We start from the raw sequence: 26559 nt of genomic DNA, 5'->3' as shown, positions 1-26559 counted from the left end.
GCGATCGGCTGGGCCGCCGAACGCGATCGGCTGGTGCCGCGCGATCGGCTGATGTTGCCGAACGCAATCATTTACCTCGACGCAACCTGAACGACCCCGCAGGTCGGTAGCGTGCGGGCATGGCCAACACCCTCGGGCGCACTCTGCTGTGCGCCACGGCGGCTGCGACGCTCCTCGCGGCCCCACTCGTCACCGTCACCGCAGCGACCGCGAACCCCGAGGGGACCGACCTCGTCATCGAGGAGGCCTACCTGAAGGCGGGGAGCAAGGGCGCGTTCTACAACGAGAAGTTCGTCGAGATCGGCAACCCGACCGACGTCGCCGTGTCGCTCGACGGGTGGTCGCTCCAGTACCGTTCCGCCACGGGCACCGGCACGTTCTCGGCCAGTGCGCTCCAGGGCACCGTGCCGGCCAAGGGCACCTTCCTGGTGTCGATGGCGGGCAACGGCGGGGCCACCGCGGCTGGCGAGGACCTGCCCGCCGCCGACGACACCGCGACGCTCAACCCGTCGGGCACCACGGGCACGCTCGTGCTGTCCGACGCCACGGCACCCCTGGCGCTCGCCGCCGGACCCGTCGCCACCGGCACCGACGGCGTGGTCGACCTGCTCGGCTACGGCGCCTCGAACACGTTCGAGTCGGCCGTGCGCACCGTGACCGGGGACAACTCCGTCCCGAACGGCCTGGTCCGCCAGGGCACCACGGACACCGACGTCAACGGTGCGGACTTCTCCGTGACGACGACGCTCACCCCACGGAACGCCGCGGGCGAGACGACGGCACCGACCGAGCCCACGGAACCGACCGACCCGGGTGACGGCGGGACCCCCGCGCCCGGCACGCCCGCCGAGACGGTGACCATCGCCCAGCTGCAGGGCACCACGGACACCTCGCCGTACGCCGGCAAGAACGTCACGACCGACGGCGTCGTCACCGCGGTGTACGGCACCGGCGGCTTCAACGGCTACACGATCCAGACCCCCGGCACCGGCGGCGCCATCGACCTCGGCGCCCACACCGCGTCCGACGCGGTGTTCGTCTTCTCGTCCGCCACCGCCGGCCTGGTGCACGAGGGCGACCACGTGCGGGTCACCGGTGCCGTGTCCGAGTACTTCGGCCTGACCGAACTCACGGTGTCCGGGGCCTCGTCGCTGCAGCAGCTCGACGACACCGTCGCGGCACCGCAGCCCGCCGCGGTCGCGTTCCCGTCGTCCGACGCCCAGCGCGAGTCGCTCGAGAGCATGCTCGTCGCTCCCCAGGGCGCGTACACCGTCGCCGACAACTACACGACGAACCAGTACGGCGAGGTCGTGCTCGCCAGCGGCACGACGCGCCTGATCCAGCCGACGGAGGTCGGCCGACCGGGCAGCGCCGAGGCGAAGGCCGTCGAGGCCGACAACGCCGCGCGCAAGGTCACGCTCGACGACGGTGCGAGCACCAACTTCCTGACCCAGGCGAACCAGGGCATCCCGGTGTCGTGGCTCACCCAGGGCCCGGTCACCGTCGGGGCCGCCGCCACCTTCACCGAGCCGGTCGTCCTCGACTACCGCAACAACGGGTGGAAGTTCCAGCCGACCGCGCCGATCACGGGTGCGACCCCGGCCGCCGACCTGCCGGCGTCGTTCTCGAAGGTGCGCCAGCCGGCACCGCAGGACGTCGGTGGCGACCTGAAGCTCGCCGGCTTCAACGTGCTCAACTACTTCCCGACCACGGGCGACGAGCTCACCGGCTGCAAGTACTACACGGACCGTGCCGGTGACCCCGTCACGGTGAACTCGGGCTGCGACGCCCGCGGTGCCGCCGAGCAGGAGGACTTCCTGCGCCAGCAGGTCAAGATCGTGAAGGCCATCAACGGCCTGGACGCCGACGTCGTCTCGCTCGAGGAGATCGAGAACTCCGTCCGCTTCGGTCAGGACCGCGACGCCGCCGTGGCCACCCTGGTCGACGCGCTCAACGCCGCCACCGGCCAGGACACCTGGGCCTCCGCGAAGTCCCCGGCCGTCGTGCCCGCGAGCGAGGACGTCATCCGGCTCGCCCTCATCTACAAGAAGGACCGCGTCGAGCCCGTCGGCGAGTCGACGATCCTGCTCGACGACGCGTTCACGAACGCCCGCCAGCCCGTCGCGGACGCGTTCCGCCCGGTCGGCGGCACCGCGGACGACGACTTCCTAGTGATCGCGAACCACTTCAAGTCCAAGGGCTCCGGCACCGGCGAGAACGCTGACCAGGGCGACGGGCAGGGTGCGTCGAACGCCGACCGCGTCGAGCAGGCGAAGGCCCTCGTGACGTTCTCCACCGACATGCAGGAGCAGTACGGCACCGACAAGGTGTTCATGCTCGGCGACTTCAACGCCTACAGCAAGGAGGACCCGGTGGTGGTCCTCGACGAGGCCGGCTACACCGACCTCGGCCCGGCGCTCGACAGCACCGAGTACTCGTACGTGTTCTCCGGCCTGAGCGGCTCGCTCGACCACGTGTTCGCGTCGAAGGCCGCGCTCGAGACGGTCACGGGCGTGGACATCTGGGACATCAACTCGGTCGAGTCGGTGGGCCTGGAGTACAGCCGATACAACTACAACGCGACGAACCTGTACACCGACGACGTGTACCGGGCGAGCGACCACGACCCGATCCTGGTCGGGTTCGACCTGGACGCCGCGGGCACCGACCCGGGGACGGACCCGACGCCGGTGCCGACGCCGACGCCGACCCCGGTGCCGACGCCGACGCCGACGCCGACGCCGACCCCGACCACGGTGCCGAACCCGACCCCGACTCCGGTGCCGCCGGTCGACGGGATCACCCCGCCGGTTGCTCCGGTGGCGCCGTCGGGGTCGTTGTTGACGGAGGCGAACCGTGGTGGGGTGTCGGCTCCGGCGTCGGCTGGTGCGGGGGAGACGATCACGGTGACGGTCGGTACTGCGTCGGCTGGTGACGTCGTGAACGTGTGGTTGTTCTCGGAGCCGACGCTGATCGGCACGGCTGTGGTCGCGTCCGACGGCACGGTGCGGGTGACGATCCCGGTGGACACGGTGGCTGGTGCGCATCGTCTGGCGGTGACGGCTGCGGACGGGAGCCTGATCGGGTGGACCCCGATCACGATCACCGTGGACGGGCAGCTCGCGTTCACGGGTGCTGTGGGGCTCGGTGCCGGTGCGTTGGTGGCGTTCCTGCTGCTCGCGGCGGGTGCGGGTGTGCTGGTCGTGCGCCGCCGCAGGACCGCGGCCGCCGCGGAGTAGTCCCCACGCCCCACGGGCGCACTTGGTGAGCAGGAATGGTCGGGTTCGCACAGCGGACCCGATTATTCCTGCGCACCGGGTGCGGTGGGCGCGACCGCGCGACGGACGGGAGGCGCGGTGCGGGCCCGCCCCGCGCCTCCAGGCCGGCAGCCGGCCGCGTTTGACCGACGTACCCCGCGTCGGCTAGGCTCTCACCTTGGTCTGTGCGCCCCGCGCGCGGACAGTCAGATGAGCCCTCCAACCGAGGTGTTCCCCGTGCTTCTGCCCGTGGAACTCCCGACCGGAGTGGGATTCACGGACTCCTCACCTCGACACGAAAGCAGCACTCCTGTGACTCGCACGTTCTCACCGAAGCCGGCAGACGTCCAGCACGACTGGATCGTCATCGACGCCACCGACGTCGTCCTCGGCCGTCTCGCCACCCACGCCGCGGCGCTCCTGCGCGGCAAGCACAAGGCCACCTTCGCCCAGCACATGGACATGGGTGACTTCGTCATCATCGTGAACGCCGACAAGGTCGCCCTGACCGGTTCGAAGCTCGCGAAGAAGGTCTACTACCGTCACTCGGGGTACCCGGGCGGCCTGACGGCGACCTCCTACCCGGAGATGCTCGAGAAGCACCCCACCCGCGCCGTCGAGAAGGCGATCCGCGGCATGCTGCCGAAGAACACCCTCGGCCGCGAGCAGCTCAAGAAGCTGAAGGTCTACGCCGGCGCGGAGCACCCGCACGCCGCGCAGCAGCCCAAGCCGTACATCTTCGACCAGGTCGCACAGTAGTTCCGGCCACGACGACTTCAAGGACACAGAAAACTCATGGCTCAGATCGCTGATTCCCTCGACCAGACCCCGGAGAGCTTCACCACGGAGAGCGCACCCGCCGCTGCCGAGGCCGCTCCCCGTCAGATCCTCAACGTCTCCGGCGGTGCCGTCGGGCGCCGCAAGGAGGCCATCGCGCGCGTCCGGCTCGTCCCGGGCTCCGGCACGTTCGTCGTGAACGGCCGCACGCTCGAGGACTACTTCCCGAACAAGCTGCACCAGCAGCTCATCAACGACCCCTTCAAGGTGCTCGAGCTCCTCGGCTCGTACGACGTCGTCGCCCGCATCACCGGTGGTGGCCCCTCGGGTCAGGCCGGTGCGCTCCGCCTCGCCATCGCCCGCACGCTGAACGAGATCGACCGCGAGAACAACCGCGCGGCCCTCAAGAAGGCCGGCTTCCTCACCCGTGACGCCCGCGTCATCGAGCGCAAGAAGGCCGGTCTCAAGAAGGCCCGCAAGGCTTCGCAGTTCTCGAAGCGCTAGTCGTCACCGGCTGAAGATCGCAATGCCGCGTCTGTTCGGTACCGACGGGGTTCGTGGTCTCGCCAACGGCGAGCTGACGGCCGCGCTCGCACTGGGTCTTGCCCAGGCGAGCGCGGCCGTCCTCACACACGGACACCATGCCGACGCCCGCCGGGCGTCGGGTCGACCGCGCCCGCGCGCGGTCCTCGCGCGTGACCCGCGCGTCTCCGGCGAGTTCCTCGGTGCCGCCGTCGCGGCCGGGCTCGCCTCGGCCGGCGTCGACGTGCTCGACGCCGGGGTCATCCCCACCCCCGCCGCGGCGTTCCTCGTCGCGGACATCGACGCCGACTTCGGCGTGATGATCTCCGCATCGCACAACCCCGCTCCCGACAACGGGATCAAGTTCTTCGCCACGGGTGGCCGCAAGCTGCCGGACGAGGTCGAGGACCGCATCGAAGCGGCCATGCACGACCACTCCGCACCCACCCCCACCGGCATCGACGTCGGGCGCATCTCGCGGTTCGCCGACGCCGAGGACCGCTACGTGGTGCACCTGCTCGGCACGCTGCCGCACCGGCTCGACGGCATCCACGTCGTGCTCGACTGCGCGAACGGTGCCGCCGCCGGCGTCTCGCCCGAGGTCTTCGTCAACGCGGGTGCCCGCGTGACGCTCATCGGCGCCGACCCCGACGGCTGGAACATCAACGACGGCGTCGGTTCGACCCACATCGACAACCTCGCCCGCGCCGTGATCGCGCACGGTGCCGACGTCGGCATCGCGCACGACGGTGACGCGGACCGCTGCCTGGCGGTCGACGCCGCGGGCAACGCGATCGACGGCGACCAGATCATGGCGATCCTGGCGTTGTCGCTGCAGGAGCGCGGACGGCTGAAGGACGACACCCTCGTCGCGACGGTCATGTCGAACCTCGGGCTGAAGCGCGCCATGGCCGACGCGGGCATCACCGTGATCGAGGCCGGCGTGGGCGACCGCTACGTGCTCGAGAAGATGACCGAGGGCGACTACTCGATCGGTGGCGAGCAGTCCGGCCACATCATCTTCAACGAGTTCGCCACCACGGGTGACGGCATCCTGACCGGGCTGCACCTGGTCGCCGAGATGGCGCGCACGGGCAAGACCCTGCAGGAGCTCGCCTCGTGCATGACGGTGTTCCCGCAGGTGCTGCTCAACGTCCGGGGCGTCGATCGTCACGGGCTCGCCGACCAGGGCGTGCAGGACGCCATCGCCGCCGCCAGTGAGGCGCTCGGGGACAGCGGCCGTGTGCTGCTCCGTCCGTCGGGCACCGAGCCGGTCGTTCGCGTCATGGTCGAGGCCGCCTCGCAGGACGATGCCCAGCGCATCGCCGAGGAGCTCGCTGCCGTTGTGCAGGACCGCCTGGCGCTCGACGCCGCGTAGGTTCCCCTCCGCAAGACACCGGTGTTCGCCGGTTGAACACGCGCAGAACGCGGTTCAGCTCGCGAACACCGGTGTTTTGCTGTTTCGCCCCCCCCACTCAGATCTTGCGGAGCAGGACCGAGTTCACCTTGTGGTTCGCGCCCTTCTTGAGCACCAGGGTGGCGCGGGAGCGCGTGGGCAGCACGTTCTCGAGCAGGTTCGGCTCGTTGATCGCCCGCCAGACCTCGGTCGCCGTCCGGACCGCGTCCTCACGCGAGAGTGAGGCGAACCGGTGGAAGAACGAGTCGGGGCTCGAGAACGCCTCTTCCTGCAGGGCGAGGAACCGGTCGACGTACCAGGACTCGATGTCCTTCGTCTTCGCGTCCACGTAGATCGTGAAGTCGAACAGGTCGGACAGCGCGAGCCGCCCGTGCACCGGGGGCGCCAGCACGTTGAGGCCCTCGACGATGAGCACGTCGGGCTGCCGGACGACGATCTCGGCATCGGGCACGATGTCGTAGACCAGGTGCGAGTAGTACGGCGCGCGGACCTCGGTCGCCCCGCTCTTCACCTGGCTCACGAAGCGCAGCAGGGAGCGGCGGTCGTACGACTCCGGGAAGCCCTTGCGGTCCATGATCCCGCGGCGCTCGAGCTCGGCGTTCGGGTACAGGAAGCCGTCGGTCGTCACGAGCTCGACCCGAGGGGTGTCCGGCCAGCGCTTCGTCAGCTCGCGCAGCAGACGGGCGACGGTGGACTTGCCGACCGCGACGGAGCCCGCGACGCCGATGACGAACGGCGTGCGTCCGGCGCGCTCCCCGAGGAACCGGCTCGTCTCGGCGTGCAGGTTGCGCGCACCGGCGGCGTAGAGCGTGAGCAGGCGGGACAGTGGCAGGTAGACCTCCTGCACCTCCTGCATGTCCAACCGGTCGCCGAGACCACGCAGCTGCACGATCTCGGTCTCGGTGAGCGACAGGTGCTCCTTCGGGGCGAGCTGGGACCAATCGTCACGTGGGATCTCCACGAACGGGGTCGGGTGCGCGACGGCGGTCTCCGAGAACGGCATGGGATCGAGCGTACAGACGGGAGGCCCGGGGCACGTGAGCCGACCGGCTCACGTGCCCCGGGCCTCCCGTCCAGTGCCCGGTGCGCGTCCGCAGGACGCGACGCGTCAGGCGGGGAGGGCCGCCTCGATGGCGGCGACGACCTCGGGGGCGTCCGGCTTCGTGGTGGGACGGAAGCGCGTGACGGTGCCGTCGGGGGCGACGAGGAACTTCTCGAAGTTCCACGCGACGCGGCCGGCCTTGCCGTCGGCGTCCGGGGTCTCCTTGAGGGCCTGGTAGAGCGGGTGGGCGCTCTTGCCGTTGACCTTGACCTTCTCGGACATCGGGAACGTCACGCCCCAGGTGGTGGAGCAGTACTCGTCGATCGCCGCGGACGAGCCGAGCTCCTGCAGGAACTGGTTGCTCGGGAAGCCCAGCACCGTGAACCCGCGGGGGCCGTACTGCTTCTGCAGGGCCTCGAGCTGCTCGTACTGCGGGGCGAGGCCGCACCGGGAGGCGACGTTCACGACCAGTACGGCCTTGTCGGCGTAGGCGCCGAACGTGGTGTCCTCGCCGTGCAGCGTGGTGATGGCGATGTCGTCGAAGCGTCCCATGGCCCGGACGCTAGTCCACGATGTCGAGATCGGCCTGACGGCGGACGAACTCGCCCATGTTCGGCACCGTGAACGCCACCTTGCCGCGCTCGGGCGCGTAGATGATGCCCTTCTCGATCAGTCCCTGTCGTGCCGGGCTGGTCCCCTTCGGTTCCGCACCGAGGCGCGATGCCACGACGGCGGTCCCGGAGACGCCGGCCGGGTCGTCCGACATCGCCACGAGGTACTGCCGCTCCGCGGGTGTGGCACGGTCCCAGCGGGCCGGGAAGAAACCGCTGTCGAGTTCTGCGTTGCCGCGGTCGACGGCAGCTGCTGCGTCATCGCGGGTGATCCGTCGGTCGGCCGCGAGGTCCCACGCCGCCGCCCCGTAGGTCTGGAGGTAGTACGGGTACCCGCCCGAGGCATCGATGAGGAGATCGAGCGCGGCGGCGTCGAAAACCACCCCGGAGCGGGCGGCCGGAACCGTGAGCGCGTCAGCGGCTGCTCCCGACGGGAGCGACCCGATCTCTCGGTAGTCGAAGAGGCGCTCGGCGTAGGACCGGGCCGCCGTGAGCTTGCCCGGTACGTTCGGCAGACCGGCCCCGACCATCACGAACGGCCAGCCCCGTTGTCCGGCCCGGTGCTGGACGGACAACAGCGCGGAGAGCAACTCGAGGTCGAGGTCCTGGACCTCGTCGATGAAGAGTGCGAGCGCCCGGTTCTGCTCCCGTAGCGCGGGGGCGAGGTCCTCGACGAGTTCCTCGAGGTCGATCTCTATGACGCCGGAGTCCGCGCGACCCTCAACGGCGGAGAACCCCAGGTCGAAGCCGATGTTCCCGAAGTGCACACCGAACGACGTGACGGTGCCGAGCGCGCGCTGCACGGCTGCGCTGACCGAGCGGCCGCGGGCGAGGCGACGTGCTGCCAGCGCGATCTCTCGCGCGAGCCTCCGTCGAGCACCCTCGCGGCCGGACACGCTCGTCTGTCCTTCGACGTCAACGACCAACCACTCCGCGGCGTCAGCCTGCATGCGGAACTGGTTCAGGAGGACGGTCTTCCCGACCCCACGCAGCCCGTGGAGGATCATGCTGCGCGTTCCGAGCGCGCGCCGTGACCGTGCCACGACGAGGTCGAACGCATCGATCTCGGTGTCACGACCGACCAGCTCCGGGGGGCGCAGGCCGGCGCCGGGCGAGTACGGGTTCAAGGCGGCGTGCATCGAGCAGATTCTACGCTTGTCTAGCGCATCTCGTAGAATGCTCCCGATTGTGCTCGACTCGTTCCCATCGGTCGCTTCGCAGGGTCGGCGTCCAGGCAGACCGTAGGATCGCTTCCATGTGTGGAATCGTCGGCTACGTCGGCAGCAACAGCAGCCAGGACGTCCTCCTCGGTGGCCTCCGTCGCCTCGAGTACCGCGGCTACGACTCGGCGGGCATCGCCGTCGTCGACCCAGCCGGAGACCTCGTGTCGGCCAAGAAGGCCGGCAAGCTCCAGGCCCTGGTCGACGAGCTCGAGTCGTCGCCGATCCCGGACGGCACGACGGGCATCGGGCACACCCGCTGGGCGACCCACGGTGGCCCGACCGACGGCAACGCCCACCCGCACCTGGCCGACGGCGACAAGCTCGCCCTCATCCACAACGGCATCATCGAGAACTTCTCCGAGCTCCGCGCCGAACTGCAGGCCGAGGGCATCGAGTTCCGCAGCGAGACCGACTCCGAGGTCGCCGCGCACCTGGTCGGACGCGCCTTCCGCGACACCGGTGACCTGACCGCCGCCATGCAGCAGGCCGTGCAGCGGCTCGAAGGGGCCTTCACGCTCCTCGTCGTGCACGCCGACCAGCCCGGCGTCGTCGTCGGTGCCCGTCGCAACTCGCCCCTGGTGGTCGGGCTCGGCGACGGTGAGAACTTCATGGGCTCGGACGTCGCCGCGTTCGTCGCCTACACGCAGCGCGCGCTGTCGATCGGGCAGGACGAGATCGCCACGATCCGCCCCGACGGCGTGGACGTCATCCACTTCGACGGCACCCCGGCCACGCCGACCGAGTTCGAGGTCAACTGGGACGCCTCCGCCGCCGACAAGGGCGGCTGGAGCTCGTTCATGGCGAAGGAGATCAGCGAGGAGCCCGAGGCCGTCGCGAAGACGATCCTCGGTCGCGTCCACGACGGCGCCGTCACGCTGACCGACCTCGACCCGATCGCCGAGCGCCTGGCGACCGTCGACCGCGTCATCGTGATCGCCTGCGGTACCGCCGCCTACGCCGGCATCCTCGGCAAGTACGCCATCGAGCAGTGGGCCCGCATCCCGGTCGAGGTCGAGCTCGCGCACGAGTTCCGCTACCGCGACCCGGTGCTGAACGAGCGCACCCTGGTCGTCTCGATCAGCCAGTCCGGCGAGACCATGGACACGCTCATGGCCGTCAAGTACGCCCGCGAGCAGGGCGCGCAGGTCCTGTCGATCTGCAACACCCAGGGCGCCACGATCCCGCGTGAGTCCGACGCCGTGATCTACACGCACGCCGGACCCGAGGTCGCCGTCGCGTCGACCAAGGCCTTCATCGCCCAGGGCGTCGCGCTCTACCTGCTCGGGCTGCACCTGGCGACGCTGCGCGGCACGCTCACCGCCGAGCAGATCGCCGAGCAGGTCGCCGAGCTCGAGGGCCTCGCGCCGAAGCTGCAGCAGACCATCGAGGACGCCGCCGGCATCAAGGACCTGGCCCGCTGGATGGCGGACACCCGGAGCGTGCTGTTCCTCGGTCGCCACGTCGGCTACCCGATCGCGCTCGAGGGAGCCCTCAAGCTCAAGGAGCTCGCGTACATCCACGCCGAGGGCTTCGCCGCCGGTGAGCTCAAGCACGGCCCGATCGCCCTGATCGAGCCGGGCCAGATCGTCTTCGTCATCGTGCCCTCGCCGCGCGACCCCCGATCGCTGCACCCGAAGGTCGTCTCGAACATCCAGGAGATCCGCGCACGCGGTGCCCGGGTGATCGCGATCGCCGAAGAGGGCGACGCCGCGGTGCTGCCGTTCGCCGACGAGGTCCTGCGGATCCCGCTGGCGACCCCGCTGTTCGAGCCGCTGCTCGCCGTGGCACCGCTGCACATGTTCGGCATGGAGCTCGCCGCGGCCAAGGGCCTCGACGTCGACCAGCCACGCAACCTCGCGAAGTCGGTCACCGTCGAGTAGTCGCGACGGTGATCATCGGGATCGGGGTCGACGTGGTCGACCTGGAGCGGTTCGAACGGGTGCTGGAGCGCACACCGGCGATGCGGGCGCGCCTGTTCACGCCGTCCGAGCAGGTCCGTGACGGCGAACCCCGGCCGATCGCGTCCCTCGCTGCGCGGTTCGCGGCCAAGGAAGCCCTGATCAAGGCCTTTGGCTCGAGTGCCGGCCTCAGCTGGCAGGACCTCGAGGTCGTGTCCGACGACCAGCGGAACCCGTCGCTCACCCTGCACCAGGGGGCCCGGCAGGTGGCGGACGCGCGTGGCGTGACGAGCGTGCACCTGTCGCTCTCGCATGATGGAGGGATCGCGACCGCGTTCGTGGTCCTGGAAGGAACAGACGTGGTCCTGGAGGGGACGGTTCAGTGAGTGCGTTCACCGGGATCACGGTCGACCGTGGGGCCCTGATCGAGAACTACGCGACGATCGCCGACCGGGTCGCACCGGCCGGGGTCATCGCGGTGGTCAAGGCGAACGCCTACGGCCACGGAGCACTCGACGCCGCGCAGGCCTTCGTGGATGCCGGTGCCGAGTGGCTCGGGGTCGCCGACATCGACGAGGCCGTCGCGCTCCGTCAGGGTGGCATCGACGAGGGGGTCCGGATCCTCGCGTGGCTGCACGCCCCCGACGAGGACTTCCGTCGCGCCGCGCAGTTCGACGTCACGCCCGCGGTGTCGAGCGTCGAGCAGCTCTCCGCAGCAGCCGACTCCGACGTCCGCGCCGTGCACCTGTGCGTCGACACCGGCCTCAGCCGCAACGGTGCGGTCGAGTCCGAGTGGGCCGAGCTCTTCGCGACCGCCGGCGCCCTGGCCCGCGGCGGCAACCGCACCCGGGTCGAGGGGCTCATGTCCCACCTGTCGAACGCGTCGCGCACCGACGACCTCGACCAGGACGCCGCACTGCAGCGGGCGCTGGACGGCCTCGCCGCGAACGGCATCGTGCCGGACGTGGTGCACCTCGCCGCGAGTGCCGCGAGCATCGCCGTGCCGGAGACCCGCCACGACCTGTCCCGCGTCGGGCTCGCCCTGTACGGGCTGAGCCCCTTCGACGGTCGCACCTCGGCCGACCTGGGGCTGCGCCCGGCGATGCGGGTCACCGCCGCCGTGCTCCGCACCGTGCCGGTCGCTGCGGGCGACGGTGTCTCCTACGGCTACACCTGGCGCGCCGAGACGGACACCCGTCTCGCCGTGATCGGCCTCGGCTACGCGGACGGCCTCGACCGCGACTTCGGCAACCGGGTCTCGGTGCGGATCGGAGACCGGACGTTCCCGGTGGTCGGACGCGTCGCGATGAACGCCATGCACGTCGACATCGGCGACGCCGACGTGCAGGTCGGCGACGAGGCGGTGCTGTGGGGCGACCCCGCGAACGGCGACCCCGCCGTCGAGGACTGGGCCGACGCCGTCGGCACGATCAACTACGAGGTGGTCGCCCGGATCGGCCGCAGCGTGGAACGGAGGACGACGTGAGCTCCGCACCGCTGCGTCAGGCGCGCATCGACCTCGACGCCTACCGTGCCAACCTCGACCGTGTCCGTGAGTGGATGGACCCGGTCGCCGTGATGGCGATCATGAAGGCCGACGCGTACGGGCACGGCCTCGAGCCGATCGCGCTCGCCGCCGTCGACGCCGGCATCCGCTGGATCGGCGTGCTGACGGTGCCCGCGGCCCTGCGGCTGCGCTCGATCGGCGTCGGCGAGGACGTCCACCTGTTCACCTGGCAGCACGACCCCGACCTGGACTTCCGTGACGCCATCGACTCGGCCGTCGACCTCGGCGTCTCGAACGTCGCCGAGCTGCAGCGCATCATCGACGCCGTCGACCAGCGACCGGCCCGGGTGCACCTCGGCGTCGACTCGGGCCTGCACCGCGACGGCGCGACTCCGGCGGACTGGCCGGCGCTCGTCGAGCTCGCCCGGGACGCCCAGCGGAACGGCCGCATCGAGGTCGTCGCCGCGTACACGCACCTGGCCGAGGCGTCCGACCACGAGGACAGCGCCGCGGTCGCCGTGTTCGACGCCGCGATCGAGATCGCCGAGGACCTGGGGCTCGACGTCCCGATGGAGCACGTCGCCGCGTCGCTCGCGGGGCTGGAGCGCAAGGAGTTCCGCAAGGACATGGTCCGGATGGGTGCGAACCTGTTCGGCATCCCCGGAGCCGACGGCGTCTCGGCGGCCGACCTCGGGCTCGAGCCGGTGATGACCCTGACCGCGTCGGTCGCGAAGACGAAGCGCGTCCCCGTCGACACCGGCGTCTCCTACGACTACACGTACCGCACCGCGACCGAGACGACCCTGGCGCTCGTGCCCGTCGGGTACGCCGACGGGGTCCCGCGTCTGGCGCAGGGACGCATCGAGGTCGCGATCGGTGGCAAGCGCTACCCGATCGCCGGCCGCGTCGCGATGGACCAGTTCCTGGTGGACGTCGGCGAGGACGACGTGCAGACCGGCGACACCGTCGTGCTGTTCGGCACCGGCGAGCACGACGAGATGACCGTGCTCGAGTGGGGCGCAGCGCTCGAGACCATCGGTGAAGAGATCGTCTGCCGCATCGGCAGTCGTGTGCCCCGGTTCTACGAGGGCCACGACATCGAGGGACGGGTCGGGGAGTACCTGCGGGGCGAGCGGCCGTGACCGAGTTGCCGCACGTCCTGCTCGACACCACCGTCGACGGCACCGAGGCGATGGGGGAGCTCGGGGCCCGGTTGGCCGCGGTGCTGCGCGCGGGGGACCTCGTCGTGCTGACCGGGCCGCTCGGTGCCGGCAAGACGACCCTGACGCGCGGGCTCGGCGCCGCACTCGGCGCGCGCGGCCAGGTGTCCAGCCCGACCTTCGTCCTCGCCCGGACGCACCCGACGACCGCCGGCCCCGACCTGGTGCACGTCGACGCCTACCGCCTGTCCGACCCGGTCGAGCTCGACGACCTCGACCTCGACTGGGACGCCGCGATCGTCGTCGTCGAGTGGGGCCGCGGCATGGTCGACGGCATCAGCGACAGCGTGCTCGACGTCGAGATCACCCGTGCCACCGGCGCCGACGACGCAGCCGCTCACGACACGGACCCGGACGACGTCCCCGACGAGCCCCGCCGTGTCGTCGTCACCGCGACCGGCCCGCGCTGGGAAGGCGTGGCCCTCTGACCCTGCAGCCCGTCGACGCGGACGACGTCGAGGCGATCCGCGCGTTCCTCGTCGGGGCGGATCTGACCCTCGCCGGGCTCGACGAGCCGGCGGTGCGGCTCTGGATCGACCGCGACGACGCCGGCAGGGTGGTCGGCAGCACCGGGTTCGAGGCGAGCGCTGACGGCCTGCACGTGCTGATCCGGAGCGTGGCCGTCGGCCCGCAGCACCGCGGCTCCGGGGCCGGCACGCGCCTCGCGCGGTTCGCGATCGAGCGGGCGACCGAGGCCGGTGCCGAGCGTGCGTGGCTGTTCTCGCGTCGCTCCGGTCCGTTCTGGCAGTCGCTCGGCTTCACGCCCGCCGACCGACAGGCGCTGGCCGCCGCGCTGCCGGACACCCACCAGGTCCGCCTGTTCCGTCGGACCGGGCAGTTGGACCACGAGGTCGCGTGGTCCCGCGGGCTGCCGGTGCGCTGACCGCGCCTACGATGGACGGGTGCTGCTCGCGATCGACACCTCCGCCGGGACCTCCGTCGCCGTCGTCGACCCGGCCACCGGCCAGGCCCTCGCGACCCGCGACACCGAGGACAGCCGCCGGCATGCCGAGGTGATCGGCCCGTTCCTCGCCGAGGCCCTCGCCGAGGCCGGCATCACCGGCGCCGACGTCACCGGCATCGTCGCCGGCATGGGCCCGGGCCCCTTCACCGGCCTGCGCGTCGGCATCGCCGCCGCCCGCACCTTCGCCGCCGCTCGCGGCGTCCCCGTCCTGCCCCTCGTCAGCCACGACGCCGTGGCCCTCGACCAGCGCGACTCGGGGATCGCCGGTCCGTTCGTCGTCCTCACGGACGCCCGCCGCCGCGAGGTCTACTGGAGCGCCTACGACGCCGACGGCGTCCGCGTGGCCGGCCCCGGACTCGCCAAGCCCGCCGATCTCGACGACGCGATCCGCGCCTCCCGGCCCGCAGCGGTGGGCTGGGACCGTGTGACGGTCGCGTCCATCCCGGCCTGGAGGCTCGGCTCGCTCGCCGCGGACCGGCTCGCGTCCGGTGCGGCGTTCGACCAGGACACGCCCCTGTACCTGCGTGAGCCCGACGTCACGGTGCCGGGTGCGCCCAAGCGGGTGAAGCAGTGACCCTGCCGGACGGGCTCCGCCTGCGGCGAGCACACCCGCAGGACCTCGACGACATCATGTGGCTCGAGCACGTCTCGTTCCCGACGGACGCCTGGTCGGCGTCGCAGATGTCCGGCGAGCTGTACTCACCGCACGGGTACTACGTCGTGATCGAGACGGCCGACGACACGTCCGCGCCGCTGGTCGTCGGGTACGCCGGGCTCTCGTCGCTCGCGGGCAACCCGGTCGCCGACGTGCAGACCATCGCCGTCGCCGCGGACCAGCGCGGCAAGGGGCTCGGGCGGGTCCTGTTCACGGAACTGCTCGACGAGGCCCGGCGCCGCGGGGTGCGCGAGGTGTTCCTCGAGGTGCGCGCGGACAACCCCGTGGCGCAGGCGATGTACACGGCGTTCGGGTTCGAGCACATCGCGACCCGGCCGCGCTACTACCAACCGGACGGCGTCGACGCGTGGGTGATGCGGGCGGACCTGCCCGGCCCGGACGCCGAGCGGTCGTCCGTCGTCGGACCCATCGGACAGGAGGCCCTCGGTGAGCGCGACTGAACCACTGGTGCTCGGCATCGAGACGAGCTGCGACGAGACGGGCGTCGGCATCGTGCGGGGGAGCACCCTGCTGGCGAACGTGATCGCCTCGAGCATGGACGAGCACGCGCGCTACGGCGGGGTCGTGCCCGAGGTCGCCGCACGGGCCCACCTGGAGGCGATGACGCCGACGCTGCACGAGGCGCTCGAGCGTGCCGGCGTCACCCTCGACGAACTCGACGCCGTCGCGGTGACCGCCGGGCCGGGCCTGGCGGGGGCGCTCATGGTCGGGGTGGGAGCCGCGAAGGCGCTCGCCGTGGCCACCGGCAAGCCCCTGTACGGCGTGAACCACCTGGTCGGGCACGTCGGCGCCGACGTGCTGCGCGAGGACGGCAGCGAGATCGAGCTGCCGACGATCGCGCTGCTGGTCTCCGGTGGCCACACGTCACTGCTGCTGGTGCGGGACCTGGTCGGCGACGTCGAACTGCTCGGCGAGACGATCGACGACGCGGCGGGCGAGGCGTTCGACAAGGTCGCGCGGCTGCTCGGCCTGCCCTACCCCGGCGGCCCGCAGATCGACCGTGCGGCGGCCGATGGCGATCCGACGGCGATCCGGTTCCCCCGGGGACTGACGCTGCCGAAGGACATGGCCGCGCACCGGTACGACTTCTCGTTCTCAGGGCTCAAGACCGCCGTCGCACGGTGGGTCGAGCGCTGCCGCGACGAGGGCCGCGAGGTGCCGGTGGCCGACGTCGCCGCGAGCTTCCGCGAAGCCGTCGTCGACGTCCTGCTGACCAAGGCCCTGAACGCGTGCCGCGACACCGGCGTCGACCGGCTGCTGCTCGGTGGCGGGGTCGTCGCGAACGCCCGACTGCGACAGGTCGCCGAGGAGCGCTGCGCGGCCGCGGGCGTGCGGCTCCGGATCCCACCGTTCGACCTGTGCACGGACAACGGCGCGATGATCGCCGCCGTCGGCGCCCGACTCGTGGCCGAGGGGCACGCGCCGAGCGACCTCGGCATCGCGGCGGACTCGACCCTGCCGGTGACGACCGTCCACGTCTGACCAGTTCGGCCCCGGTCCTTCTTCGGGAGCCTGTGGGAGGATTCACACGGGCGTCGGAGAGACCGGACGCCCGAGAGGGGTGGACGGTGTCCGATCAGAACGAGTGGCCGAAGCCGGGCGAGACGCCGAACGGCCCGGCGAACGGACAGCCCGACGGCACGCCCGCCCCGGACGCCCCGCAGGCTCCTGACGCACCGCAGGCGCCGTCGGCCCCGGAAGCGCCCCAGAACCCGTACGGCCAGCAGCAAGACCCGCACGCGGCCCCGCAGCAGCAGAACCCGTACGGTGTTCCGCAGCAGCCGCAGAACCCGTACGGTCAGCCGCAGCAGCAGAACGCGTACGGGCAGCAGCAGAACCCCTACGCGGCACCGCAGGCCTCGTCGAACCCGTACGGGCAGCCGCAGCAGCAGAACCCGTACGCGGCTCCGCAGCAGCAGCAGAACGCGTACGGCGCCCCGCAGAACCCGTACGGCCAGCAGCAGAACCCGTACGCGCAGCAGCAGCAGCCCTACGCGTCGAACCCGTACACGTACCAGCCCTACGCGCAGCGCCCGAAGACGAACGTCCTGTCGATCCTGTCGATCGTCTTCGCGTTCGGCGGCATCATCATCTGGCCGATCATCATCCTGACGAGCCCGGCCGGCGCGATCATGGGCCACATCGCCCTCGGCAAGATCAAGCAGACCGGCGAGGGTGGCCGCGGCCTGGCGCTCGCCGGCATCATCGGTGGCTGGATCCTGACGGGCCTGTTCATCCTGATCGTCGCCCTGGTGTGGATCTCGATCGCGAACGCGTCGGACTACTCGGACTACTCCGACTACAGCTCGAACTCCGGCGCCTTCGTCAGCTGACGCAGCCGCTGACGCGGACGCTGCCGCCGACGCGCACGCAGCACCGCACGCGGCCCCCGGCCGTCAGCCGACCGTGTCGGTGAGCCGCTCGCACAGGATCGCCGTGTGGCGTCCCTCCAGGCGGGTGAGCACGAGCGTGACGCGACCCGAACCGCGCAACCGCAGCCGCTTGCGGAACTGCGCCGGGTCGACGTCGACGCCGCGCTTCTTGATCTCGACGGTGCCGATGCCATCGGCGGCGAGCCGTGCGGCCAGTCGCTTGACGTCGAGCGGCATCGTGTCGAGCACCCGGAAGCCCTGCGCGAAGGGGGTCGTGACGGCGCGGTCGGACGTGACGTAGGCGATGCCCTCGGACAGCATGTGCCCGTCGAGGCCCCGTGCCAGGTCGCCGATCAGCCGTGCGCGGATCACGGCGCCGTCGGGCTCGTACAGGTAGGCAGCGAGCGGTCCGACCTCGGCGTCGTCGGCGTCGGCCGCTCCGGTCATCTCGGCGATGCCGTGCGCGCCGATGACGGTGGCAGCGCGGCGGATCCCGGGGCGGGCGAGGGGGCCGAACCACAGGGCGAGCTCCACGACCTCGCGGTCGACGGAGGTCCACTGCGCCTCGGCCGTGTCCGGGATCAGGTCGCGGTCGATGCCCGGTCCGAGCTTCACACCGGTCGGCGTCGTCGTCGCCGCGGCGAACACGGTGTCGAGCGAGGGGGACCAGTCGTCGGGGTCGGCGAGGCGGCGGGTGTCCGAGTGGCCGGAGGTGCGGCGTGCGGGGTCCATCCACACGCCGTCCACCGCGGACAGGTCGAAGGACGCGGCATCGCCGAGCTCCACCCGCGCATTCGGCCACACCGCGAGGTTGTGGGTCGCGACGGCCGCCGTCACCTCGTCACGGTCGACGGCGGTGACGTCGAGGTCGAGCGCCGCCATCGCCATGGCGTCCCCGCCGATGCCGCAGCCGAGGTCGGCGACCCGGGTCAGGCCGGCCGCCGCGAAGCGTCCGGCGTGCTGGGCCGCGACCTGCAGCCGGGTGGCCTGCTCGAGCCCGGCCTCGGTGAAGAGCATGCGGGAGGCGAAGTCGCCGAACTTGCCGCGGGCCTTCAGCCGCAGCTTCGCCTGGGTCAGCACCGCGGCGACCAACCGGGGATCGTGGCCCTCGGCGCGCAGCCGGGACACCACACGGACGATCTCGCCGCCGTCGGAGACGCCCGGGGTACGGTCGAGCAGGGCCATCCCGTCGGGGGTCAGCAGTGCGGTGAGTTCGGCGGCGTCCATGCGTCGATCCTCGCAGGTGCTGCGTGTTCTCCGGATGTGCTGGCACTCGGATTGACCGAGTGCCAGAGGCCCCCTAGAGTTGGCGTTGGCACTCTCCTGTGCGAAGTGCCAACCCGGTTTTCATCTGTACCGAGTCCGTACCGAGAAAGAAGAGGTCACCGTGGCCGTCAGCATCAAGCCGCTCGAGGATCGCATCGTCATCCGCCAGGTCGAGGCGGAGCAGACCACCGCTTCCGGTCTGGTCATCCCCGACACCGCGAAGGAGAAGCCCCAGGAGGGCGAGGTCGTCGCCGTGGGTCCGGGTCGCATCGACGACAACGGCAACCGCGTCCCGCTCGACGTCGCCGTGGGTGACAAGGTCATCTACTCCAAGTACGGCGGAACCGAGGTCAAGTACTCGGGCGAGGACCTGCTGGTCCTGTCGGCCCGCGATGTCCTCGCGGTCATCGTTCACTGAGTCGAGTACTCACCACGGACGCCCCGTCCGGCCTTCGGGCCGACGGGGCGTTCGTGCGTCCGGGGCCGGTCACCCGGGTGCGCCGGTCCTGGTCAGTCCGCTCACCCCGCCTGGAGGCCCGGTGCGCGTCCCACGGGTCGGTGGTCGTTCCTAGGATGGTTCCGTGAGTGAACCGAGTCCGGCGCGACCCGTCCGCAGCGAGGCATCCGTCGGCGTGGTGCAGGCCATCGTGGCCTACGGGCTCTGGGGGCTGATGCCGCTGCTCTTCGCAGCCATGGCCCCCGCGGCGGCGTTCGAGATCGTGTCGTGGCGGATCGTCTTCGGCCTGGTGTTCTGCGCGGTGGCGATCGCCGTGACCCGGTCGTGGCTCCGCACCCGCACCCTGATGGCCCAGCGCCGTGTGATGCTCGTGATGGGGCTCGCCGCCGTCCTGATCCTGGTCAACTGGACCGTCTACGTCCTCGCGACGACCACCGGCCACACCGTCGAGGCCGCGCTCGGCTACTTCATCAACCCGCTCGTCACCATCGCGCTCGGCGTCGTGGTCCTGCGCGAACGCCTGCGTCCGGCGCAGTGGGCAGCCGTCGGGCTGAGCGTCGTGGCGGTCGTCGTCATCGCGATCGGCTACGGGCAGATGCCGTGGATCTCGCTGGCCCTGGCGTTCTCGTTCGGACTGTACGGCCTGGTGAAGAAGCGGGTCGGCGGCACCGTGGACGCCCTGAGCGGCCTGACGATCGAGACCGTGTGGCTGCTGCCGATCGCGGTCGTGGCGCTGGTGGTGCTCGGTGTGACCGGGATCGGTGGCGGCGTGACGTTCACGAGCGAGGGCTGGGGACACGCGGTGATCACGGTGCTGACCGGGCCGGCGACCGCGGTGCCGCTGCTGCTCTTCGCGTCGTCGGCACGCCGGGTGAGCCTGTCGACGCTCGGGCTGACCCAGTACTTGGCGCCCGTGATGCAGCTGCTCGTCGGGGTGCTGGTGCAGCACGAGGAGATGTCGGCCGGGCGCTGGTTCGGCTTCGGCATCGTGTGGCTCGCGCTCGTGGTGCTGACGGCGGACTCGTTCGCCGCCGCGCGTGCGTCCCGTCGCCGGGCGCTCGCACCCACCCAGGCCGAGCCGGTCTGACGGACGCACCACGGGCCTCCAGGCCGCCCGTCGGTCCGTCCTGCTGCGGCGACGGACCCTGCCCTGCCGCGCATCCCGGTCACCGACGCGAAAGCGACAGGCCCCCACGGAAGTTCCGTGGGGGCCTGTCGCTTTCGCGAGCGGTGCTGGGCTGAGCCCTACTTCTTCACCGCACCCTGGATGGCGCTCTGGTAGACGGGCTTGTTGTCGCCGTCGAACTTGTAGATGCCGATGTAGGCGGCCGACGGGTCGTTGTTCTCGTCGAACGGACCGATGCCGGACGGGCCGGTGTAGTGGATGTCCTTACCGTCGTCCAGGAGCGTCTTGCACTCCTTGAACGTGGCGCACTCGGTGCCGCCGTCAGCACCCGACACCGCAGCCATGTTGGCCTGGATCGTGCCGGAGTCGGTGCCCTTGCCCTTCACCGCGGCGAGGGCGGCGAGGACGGTGGCGTCGTAGGACTCCGCCGCGTACGAGTAGTCGGCGAGCGTCTTGCCCGACGAGTCCTTGTAGAACGCAGCGAGCTGCTTCTTGAAGTCGTCCTTCGGCGAGGCACCGGGGATGGTGCCCTGGGCGCCGGTCAGGGTGCCCTTGTCGAAGTCCTTCGAGTAGTCCGCCGTGTTGCCGTCGGACATGTAGATCTTCGCCTCGTTGCCCTGCGAGACGAGCTCCGGGATGATCGACTTCGTCTCGTCGAAGGCGAGGACGACGATCGCGTCGGGCTTTGCGGCCAGGGCCGCGGTCACCTCGGACGAGAACGTGGTCTGGCCGGGCGGGAACTCCTGGCCCTCACCCTTGCCGCCGTAGACGACCTGGCCGCCCGATGCCTCGACCGCAGCCTGCACCGAGTTGCGGAGGCCGGTGCCGTACGTGTCGTTGAAGACCAGGAAGGCGACCTTCGCGTTGCCGTCACCGGTCACGAGCTGACCGAGCGCGGAACCCTGCACCGAGTCCGGCGGTGCGGTCCGGTAGTAGTACGACGAGTAGCCGGAGAGGTCGGTCGCGGTGTTCGCGGGCGAGATCTCGACGATGCAGTTGCTCGTCAGCTGGTCGATGACGTTCAGCGTGACCGACGAGGACTCGGCGCCGATCGCGACCGGCACCTTCGCGTTGACGAGCTTCGTCGCCGCGGAGCTCGACACAGTCATGTCGTTGCTGTCACCGGAGTCGGTCGCCGGGTCGATCGTGACGTCCTTGTCGAGGACGCCGCCCGCGGCGTTGATGTCCTTGACGGCCAGGCCGACACCGGACTCGGCCGGCGGGTTGAGGTAGGCCAGCGAGCCGGTCAGGGGCAGGATCGTGCCGATCTTCAGCGCGTCCGTACCGGGGGTGTCCGGGGCCTTGCAGCTGGCGGCGGGATCCTTCTTCGCATCGCTCGACGCCGAGCTCGAGGGGGAAGCACTGCCGGTGGTGGAACACGCGGCGAGGAGGACGGCTGCTGCGCCCGCCAACGCCAGTGCCGCGGTGGCACGGGTGGTTCTGATCATCCGTGGAGCCCTTTCTCTGCGCGGAGGCTGTGCCGCTTCGGGTGAATGCGACGCCTCCACTGGATGTCGAGAAACGTAGGGTCCATGTGTTTCGCCCGTGTGACGGGGCGGTACGCAAAGGTGTTTCGTTACCGAGCCGTGACGTTCCTGTGCGCAGGGACAGGGATCGGTGCAGCAGCGACGGTGCCGGCGTGGCGACCCGACCTGCGTCAGGCGGATGGTCCGGCAGGGCGCCCGGGAGGCCCGGCGTACGTTCCGCCGCATGAGCGACTTCCAGCCCACCACAGCCATCGTCACCGGTTCCGAATCCGGGATCGGCCGCGCGACCGCCGTCGCGCTCGCCGAAGCCGGCATGGACGTCGGCATCACCTACCTGTCCGAACCCGACCGTGCAGAGGAGACCGCGGAGGAGGTCCGGAAGACCGGCCGTCGGGCCTTCGTCGAGCAGATCGACGTCTCCGACCTCGCCGGCGCGGCCGCCGTCGTCGACCGCCTCGTCTCGCAGCTGGGCGGCGTCGACGTCTTCGTTGCCGACGCCGGCACCGGCGACAACGCCCCGTTCCTCGAGATGACCCTCGACCAGTGGCGCCACACGGTGTCGACCGACCTCGACGGGGCCTTCGTCACGATGCAGACCGCCGCGAAGCACATGGTGCAGGCCGGCACCGGCGGCCGGATCATCGGCATCACGAGCGTGCACGAGCACCAGCCCCGCTACGGGTCCAGCGCGTACGACGCCGCGAAGCACGGGCTCGGCGGCCTGCTGAAGACCATGGCGATCGAGCTCGCCGAGCACGGCATCACCGTGAACGCCGTCGCCCCCGGCGAGATCGCCACCCGGATGACCGGCGCCGAGGACGAGGACCCGCACACCATCGACCGCCCCGGTGTGCCGCTCGGCCGTCCGGGCAACGCGTGGGAGATCGCGGCAGCCGTGGCGTTCCTGGCCTCGCGTGCGTCGTCCTACATCACCGGGGTCTCCCTGCCGGTGGACGGCGGGATGCTGCAGATGGGCCCGCACGGCGGCTCGCACATCACGTCGAACGACTGGCGTTCGGCGTAGGAGCTCGGCCGGCGGTCCGGCCTGCAGGCCGGACGCCGGGCCGGTCAGCTCTGCCGGTCGGCGCGCTGGTCAGCTCTGGCGGCCGGCCTGCTCGTCAGCTCTGCTGGACGGCTTCTTCGTCGAGTTCGGCCTGGGACCGCAGGACGCAGAACTCGTTGCCCTCCGGGTCGGCGAAGACCACCCATCCGCCGTCCGGGTGGCGCAGGTCGGCGAGCTCCACGGCACCGATGCCGCGGAGCCGCTCGACCTCTTCGTCGCGGGTGCGGTCGGTGGGGCGCAGGTCGAAGTGGATCCGGTTCTTCACGGTCTTCGCCTCGGGCACCTGGATGAAGAGCACCGTGTGCGACCGGTCCGGTGCGGTGATCTCGCACTCCTCGTGCCCGGGGGCGTTCGGGTCGTCGGGCAGATCGACGTACCCGAGCACCTGCTTCCACCACTCGGACTGGGCGTAGGCGTCGCGGGAGTCGATCGTGGTGTGTGAGACGGCGCTGGCCATGTCGCGACACTACCGCCGGGGAACGCAGCACGCCCCCGCTCCACAGGGGAACGGGGGCGTGCTGTCGAACGCTGTCTAGCTGCGGTAGTTCGGCGCCTCGACGACCATCTGGACGTCGTGCGGGTGGGACTCCTTGAGCCCCGCCGCCGTGATGCGGACGAACTTGCCACGGGCCTTCAGCTCGGGGATCGTGCGACCGCCGACGTAGAACATCGACTGCCGCAGCCCACCGGTGAGCTGGTAGACGACGTTGCCGACCGAGCCGCGGTAGGGCACCTGGCCCTCGATGCCCTCGGGGATGAGCTTGTCGTCGTTCGGCACGTCCGCCTGGAAGTAGCGGTCCTTCGAGTACGAGGTCTTCTTGCCGCGGGTCTGCAGGGCCCCGAGGGACCCCATGCCGCGGTAGGCCTTGAACTGCTTGCCGCCCACGAACACCAGGTCACCGGGGGACTCGTCGGTGCCGGCCAGCAGCGAGCCGAGCATGACGGTGTCGGCACCGGCCACCAGGGCCTTCGCGATGTCGCCCGAGTACTGCAGGCCACCGTCGGCGATGATCGGCACACCGGCCTCGCGTGCGGCGAGGGAGGCCTCGTACACGGCGGTCACCTGGGGCACACCCACACCGGCGACGACGCGCGTGGTGCAGATGGAGCCCGGACCGACGCCGACCTTGACGGCGTCCACGCCGGCGTCGATGAGCGCCTGGGCGCCCGCGCGGGTGGCGACGTTGCCGCCGATGACGTCGATCGCGTCGAACGTCGGGTCGGCCTTGAGCCGACGGACCATGTCGAGCACGCCCTCGCTCTCGCCGTTGGCGGTGTCGACGACGAGCACGTCGACGCCGGCGTCGCGCAGGGCCTCGGCGCGCTGCCAGGCGTCCCCGAAGAAGCCGATCGCGGCACCGACGCGGAGCCGGCCCTCGTCGTCCTTCGTGGCGTCCGGGTACTGCTCGCTCTTGTCGAAGTCCTTGACGGTGATGAGGCCGCGGAGCTTGCCCTCGGCGTCGACCAGCGGCAGCTTCTCGATCTTGTGCTGCGCGAAGATGGCGATCGCCTCTTCGGGGTCGATGCCCTCCATCGCGGTGATCAGCGGCGCCTTGGTCATCACGTCACGCACGTACGTGGTGGCCTGCTCGAACGAGGCCACGAAGCGCATGTCGCGGTTCGTGATGATGCCGACGAGGGTGCCGTCCTGCTCGACGACCGGCAGGCCGGAGACGCGGAACTGGCCGCAGAGCGCGTCGACCTCGGCCACGGTGGCGTCCGGGGTGGTGGTCACCGGGTTGGTGATCATGCCCGACTCGGAGCGCTTGACCTTGTCGACGTAGGCAGCCTGGTCCTCGATGGACAGGTTGCGGTGCAGGATCCCGATCCCGCCCTGGCGCGCCATGGCGATGGCCATGCGGGCTTCGGTGACGGTGTCCATCGCGGCGGAGAGCAGCGGGACGTTGACGGAGATCCGCTTGGTGAGCCGGGACGCCGTGGACGCCTCGCTCGGGATGACGTCGGTGTGCCCGGGCAGCAGCATGACGTCGTCGTACGTGAGTCCGATGAATCCGAACGGATCCGGCTGGTCCATGGGTCCCCTTCGTGGGCGAGTGAAGTGTCGAGACACCGGGAACACGACGACGGGTTCCGGATAGGACATGGTAACGCGAGCGGCTGTCGCCGCATTCCGCCTGGAGGCACGGATCGCGCCCGCCTCGGAGCGTTCCTCCACAACGTCACAGTTCGGGTACGAATCACACAGGGAACGTGTTGGAAACACGGGTGTCACAAAATCCCCATAGGTTCCTCGTCATCCGAACGAGAGGCTCTTCCGTGGGATCCATCACTCCTCCGGGACGGGCGCAGCCGCGCCTGTTCCGCCTCCGCCACGCACGACGACGACCGGTCCTGGCGGCCGTGCTCGTCGCCGCGTTCCTGGCGACCTTCCTGATCGACTGGGCGGTCACCCTGCCGGCCTTCAGTGCCACCTCGGCACCGGCCACCAGCCAGGCGTGCACCGTCAGCCCCGACAACGGGTGCATCCAGGGCACGATCACCGACTCCGAGCGTGAGCCGGCCGAGGGCGTCGACGTCGACGTGACCGGCCCGAGCGGCTTCGACGAGACGGCCACGACGAACGGCGACGGCCGCTGGTCCGTCAGCGTCGACACGGCCGGCGAGTACACGGTGAGCGTCGACCAGGGCACCCTGCCGAAGGGCCAGTACCTGACGAACGCCGCCGACGCCGAGCGCAAGGTGCAGGCCACCCTGAACGCCAACGTCGGGCAGATCTTCCAGCTGTCCGACCAGAAGGGCGCCACGACCTCGACGGATTCGTCGGGTGTGAGCATCCAGCGGGCCTGGCAGCAGTTCGCCTCCGGGCTCCGGCTCGGGCTGCTCATCGCCCTGGCGTCCATCGGGCTCTCGCTCATCTACGGCACGACGGGGCTGTCGAGCTTCTCGCACGGTGAGCAGGTCACCCTCGGCGGTCTGCTGGCGTACGTGTTCGCCAACCAGCTCGGCTGGAACATCTGGGTCACCGGGATCGTCGTCACGCTGTTGTGCGCCGCGACCGGGTACCTGCAGGACGCCGCGATCTGGCGCCCACTCCGGCGACGGCGCATCAGCCTCACGCAGCTCATGATCGTGACGATCGGTCTCTCGATCGCCGCCCAGTACGCGTTCCAGTACTTCTTCGGAGCCTCGACGGTCCGCATCCAGCAGGGCAACCCGGAGACCGTGCGGTTCGCCGGCGTCACCCTGACGGTGCAGTCGTACGTCGCCATGGGCATCGCGCTCGTGGTCCTCGTCGCGACCGGGCTCTTCCTGGCGAAGACGCGCTTCGGCCGGGCGACCCGCGCCGTGTCGGACAACCCGGCGCTCGCCGCGGCCTCCGGCATCGACGTCGACCGGGTGATCCGCTTCGTGTGGACGCTCGCCGCCGGCCTCGCGGGGCTCTCCGGCGTGATGCTCGGACTCGTCCTGAACGGCGTGAACTGGCAGACCGGGCTCCAGCTGCTCCTGCTCATGTTCGCCTCGGTCACGCTCGGCGGCCTCGGCACCGCGTACGGCGCCCTGGTCGGCTCGATGATCATCGGCGTCGTCGTGGAGCTCACGAACCTGGTGCTCCCCGGTGACTTCAAGTACGCCACCGCCCTCGTCATCCTCATCCTCATCCTGCTGTTCCGGCCGCAGGGCATCTTCGGCCGCGCCGAGCGGATCGGCTAAGG

Annotated in this window: 25 protein-coding genes; 18 read left to right on the top strand and 7 right to left on the bottom strand. The window is 70.8% G+C overall.

The window, feature by feature from the left end:
• The first annotated feature begins 119 nt into the window (after nucleotides 1-119).
• The 4 genes from DEJ03_RS01120 to glmM all read left to right on the top strand — a co-directional run bounded on the left by DEJ03_RS01120 (nucleotide 120) and on the right by glmM (nucleotide 5934).
• On the top strand, nucleotides 120-3239 hold the full coding sequence (locus tag DEJ03_RS01120; RefSeq protein WP_146237625.1) for an ExeM/NucH family extracellular endonuclease: 3120 nt from the start codon (nucleotides 120-122) through the stop codon (nucleotides 3237-3239).
• Nucleotides 3240-3569: 330 nt separating this feature from the next.
• Nucleotides 3570-4016 (top strand): 50S ribosomal protein L13, encoded by a 447-nt coding sequence (gene rplM, locus DEJ03_RS01115; protein ID WP_027466717.1) that lies wholly within the window; start codon nucleotides 3570-3572, stop codon nucleotides 4014-4016.
• 36 nt (nucleotides 4017-4052) lie between these two features.
• On the top strand, nucleotides 4053-4538 hold the full coding sequence (gene rpsI, locus DEJ03_RS01110) for a 30S ribosomal protein S9 (RefSeq protein WP_017885499.1): 486 nt from the start codon (nucleotides 4053-4055) through the stop codon (nucleotides 4536-4538).
• A gap of 22 nt (nucleotides 4539-4560) precedes the next feature.
• The gene (gene glmM / locus DEJ03_RS01105; protein ID WP_110863207.1) at nucleotides 4561-5934 is read left to right on the top strand and encodes a phosphoglucosamine mutase; all 1374 of its coding nucleotides are present in this window, start codon (nucleotides 4561-4563) and stop codon (nucleotides 5932-5934) included.
• Nucleotides 5935-6031: 97 nt separating this feature from the next.
• On the opposite strand, the gene coaA is transcribed toward glmM, so the two are convergent.
• The 3 genes from coaA to DEJ03_RS01090 form a co-directional block, all read right to left on the bottom strand.
• Nucleotides 6032-6976, bottom strand: coding sequence for a type I pantothenate kinase (gene coaA, locus DEJ03_RS01100; protein WP_110863206.1), 945 nt, complete (start codon nucleotides 6974-6976; stop codon nucleotides 6032-6034).
• A gap of 105 nt (nucleotides 6977-7081) precedes the next feature.
• Nucleotides 7082-7567, bottom strand: coding sequence for a glutathione peroxidase (locus tag DEJ03_RS01095; RefSeq protein WP_110863205.1), 486 nt, complete (start codon nucleotides 7565-7567; stop codon nucleotides 7082-7084).
• A gap of 10 nt (nucleotides 7568-7577) precedes the next feature.
• The gene (locus tag DEJ03_RS01090; protein WP_110863204.1) at nucleotides 7578-8765 is read right to left on the bottom strand and encodes an ATP-binding protein; all 1188 of its coding nucleotides are present in this window, start codon (nucleotides 8763-8765) and stop codon (nucleotides 7578-7580) included.
• A 116-nt stretch (nucleotides 8766-8881) separates the two neighbouring features.
• On the opposite strand from DEJ03_RS01090, the gene glmS reads away from it, so the two are divergent.
• From glmS to DEJ03_RS18310, 10 genes are all read left to right on the top strand, one after another.
• Nucleotides 8882-10729, top strand: coding sequence for a glutamine--fructose-6-phosphate transaminase (isomerizing) (gene glmS / locus DEJ03_RS01085; protein ID WP_110863203.1), 1848 nt, complete (start codon nucleotides 8882-8884; stop codon nucleotides 10727-10729).
• Between the two features lie 8 nt (nucleotides 10730-10737).
• The gene (locus DEJ03_RS01080) at nucleotides 10738-11133 is read left to right on the top strand and encodes a holo-ACP synthase (protein ID WP_110863202.1); all 396 of its coding nucleotides are present in this window, start codon (nucleotides 10738-10740) and stop codon (nucleotides 11131-11133) included.
• Complete coding sequence (gene alr / locus DEJ03_RS01075; RefSeq protein ID WP_110863201.1) at nucleotides 11130-12233, top strand: alanine racemase; 1104 nt, start codon at nucleotides 11130-11132, stop codon at nucleotides 12231-12233. The genes DEJ03_RS01080 and alr (DEJ03_RS01075) overlap by 4 nt, the downstream gene beginning before the upstream one ends.
• A complete protein-coding gene (gene alr / locus DEJ03_RS01070; protein ID WP_164941159.1) occupies nucleotides 12230-13396 on the top strand; it encodes an alanine racemase in 1167 nt (388 codons plus the stop codon). Before alr (DEJ03_RS01075) ends, alr (DEJ03_RS01070) begins: the two co-directional genes overlap by 4 nt.
• Nucleotides 13393-13902, top strand: coding sequence for a tRNA (adenosine(37)-N6)-threonylcarbamoyltransferase complex ATPase subunit type 1 TsaE (gene tsaE, locus DEJ03_RS01065; RefSeq protein WP_181422566.1), 510 nt, complete (start codon nucleotides 13393-13395; stop codon nucleotides 13900-13902). Before alr (DEJ03_RS01070) ends, tsaE begins: the two co-directional genes overlap by 4 nt.
• Nucleotides 13903-13994: 92 nt before the next feature.
• The gene (locus DEJ03_RS01060; RefSeq protein WP_308201352.1) at nucleotides 13995-14357 is read left to right on the top strand and encodes a GNAT family N-acetyltransferase; all 363 of its coding nucleotides are present in this window, start codon (nucleotides 13995-13997) and stop codon (nucleotides 14355-14357) included.
• 19 nt (nucleotides 14358-14376) lie between these two features.
• Nucleotides 14377-15012, top strand: a complete 636-nt coding sequence (gene tsaB / locus DEJ03_RS01055) for a tRNA (adenosine(37)-N6)-threonylcarbamoyltransferase complex dimerization subunit type 1 TsaB (RefSeq protein WP_110863199.1) — start codon at nucleotides 14377-14379, stop codon at nucleotides 15010-15012.
• Nucleotides 15009-15554 carry a ribosomal protein S18-alanine N-acetyltransferase gene (rimI, locus tag DEJ03_RS01050; RefSeq protein ID WP_258370439.1) on the top strand — a complete coding sequence of 182 codons (546 nt, stop codon included), beginning with the start codon at nucleotides 15009-15011 and terminating at the stop codon, nucleotides 15552-15554. Before tsaB ends, rimI begins: the two co-directional genes overlap by 4 nt.
• The gene (tsaD, locus tag DEJ03_RS01045; protein ID WP_110863198.1) at nucleotides 15541-16596 is read left to right on the top strand and encodes a tRNA (adenosine(37)-N6)-threonylcarbamoyltransferase complex transferase subunit TsaD; all 1056 of its coding nucleotides are present in this window, start codon (nucleotides 15541-15543) and stop codon (nucleotides 16594-16596) included. The genes rimI and tsaD overlap by 14 nt, the downstream gene beginning before the upstream one ends.
• Nucleotides 16597-16682: 86 nt before the next feature.
• Nucleotides 16683-17447, top strand: a complete 765-nt coding sequence (locus tag DEJ03_RS18310) for a DUF4190 domain-containing protein (RefSeq protein WP_110863197.1) — start codon at nucleotides 16683-16685, stop codon at nucleotides 17445-17447.
• Between the two features lie 63 nt (nucleotides 17448-17510).
• Here the strand turns inward: DEJ03_RS18310 and DEJ03_RS01035 are convergent, their stop codons facing one another.
• A complete protein-coding gene (locus DEJ03_RS01035) occupies nucleotides 17511-18713 on the bottom strand; it encodes a class I SAM-dependent methyltransferase (protein ID WP_110863196.1) in 1203 nt (400 codons plus the stop codon).
• 160 nt (nucleotides 18714-18873) lie between these two features.
• On the opposite strand from DEJ03_RS01035, the gene groES reads away from it, so the two are divergent.
• Nucleotides 18874-19170: a co-chaperone GroES gene (groES, locus tag DEJ03_RS01030; protein ID WP_017885484.1), complete on the top strand. Its 297-nt coding sequence runs from the start codon at nucleotides 18874-18876 to the stop codon at nucleotides 19168-19170.
• Between the two features lie 163 nt (nucleotides 19171-19333).
• A complete protein-coding gene (gene rarD, locus DEJ03_RS01025; protein ID WP_181422565.1) occupies nucleotides 19334-20296 on the top strand; it encodes an EamA family transporter RarD in 963 nt (320 codons plus the stop codon).
• Between the two features lie 158 nt (nucleotides 20297-20454).
• Here rarD and DEJ03_RS01020 read toward each other — a convergent pair whose 3' ends face one another.
• Nucleotides 20455-21783, bottom strand: a complete 1329-nt coding sequence (locus DEJ03_RS01020; RefSeq protein WP_071404636.1) for an ABC transporter substrate-binding protein — start codon at nucleotides 21781-21783, stop codon at nucleotides 20455-20457.
• 262 nt (nucleotides 21784-22045) lie between these two features.
• Here DEJ03_RS01020 and DEJ03_RS01015 point away from each other — a divergent pair, with 262 nt between their 5' ends.
• On the top strand, nucleotides 22046-22846 hold the full coding sequence (locus DEJ03_RS01015; protein ID WP_110863293.1) for an SDR family oxidoreductase: 801 nt from the start codon (nucleotides 22046-22048) through the stop codon (nucleotides 22844-22846).
• Between the two features lie 94 nt (nucleotides 22847-22940).
• On the opposite strand, the gene DEJ03_RS01010 is transcribed toward DEJ03_RS01015, so the two are convergent.
• Entirely contained in the window at nucleotides 22941-23342 is a 402-nt protein-coding gene (locus DEJ03_RS01010) for a VOC family protein (RefSeq protein WP_110863195.1), read from the bottom strand.
• Nucleotides 23343-23417: 75 nt separating this feature from the next.
• On the bottom strand, nucleotides 23418-24920 hold the full coding sequence (gene guaB, locus DEJ03_RS01005; protein WP_110863194.1) for an IMP dehydrogenase: 1503 nt from the start codon (nucleotides 24918-24920) through the stop codon (nucleotides 23418-23420).
• Between the two features lie 326 nt (nucleotides 24921-25246).
• Between guaB and DEJ03_RS01000 the strand changes: the two genes are divergently transcribed.
• The gene (locus DEJ03_RS01000; RefSeq protein ID WP_110863193.1) at nucleotides 25247-26557 is read left to right on the top strand and encodes a branched-chain amino acid ABC transporter permease; all 1311 of its coding nucleotides are present in this window, start codon (nucleotides 25247-25249) and stop codon (nucleotides 26555-26557) included.
• The last annotated feature ends 2 nt before the right edge of the window (nucleotides 26558-26559 follow it).

Source organism: Curtobacterium sp. MCLR17_043, from assembly GCF_003224215.1.
Lineage (GTDB): Bacteria > Actinomycetota > Actinomycetes > Actinomycetales > Microbacteriaceae > Curtobacterium > Curtobacterium flaccumfaciens.
This window is presented reverse-complemented; position numbering and strand designations above follow the sequence as displayed.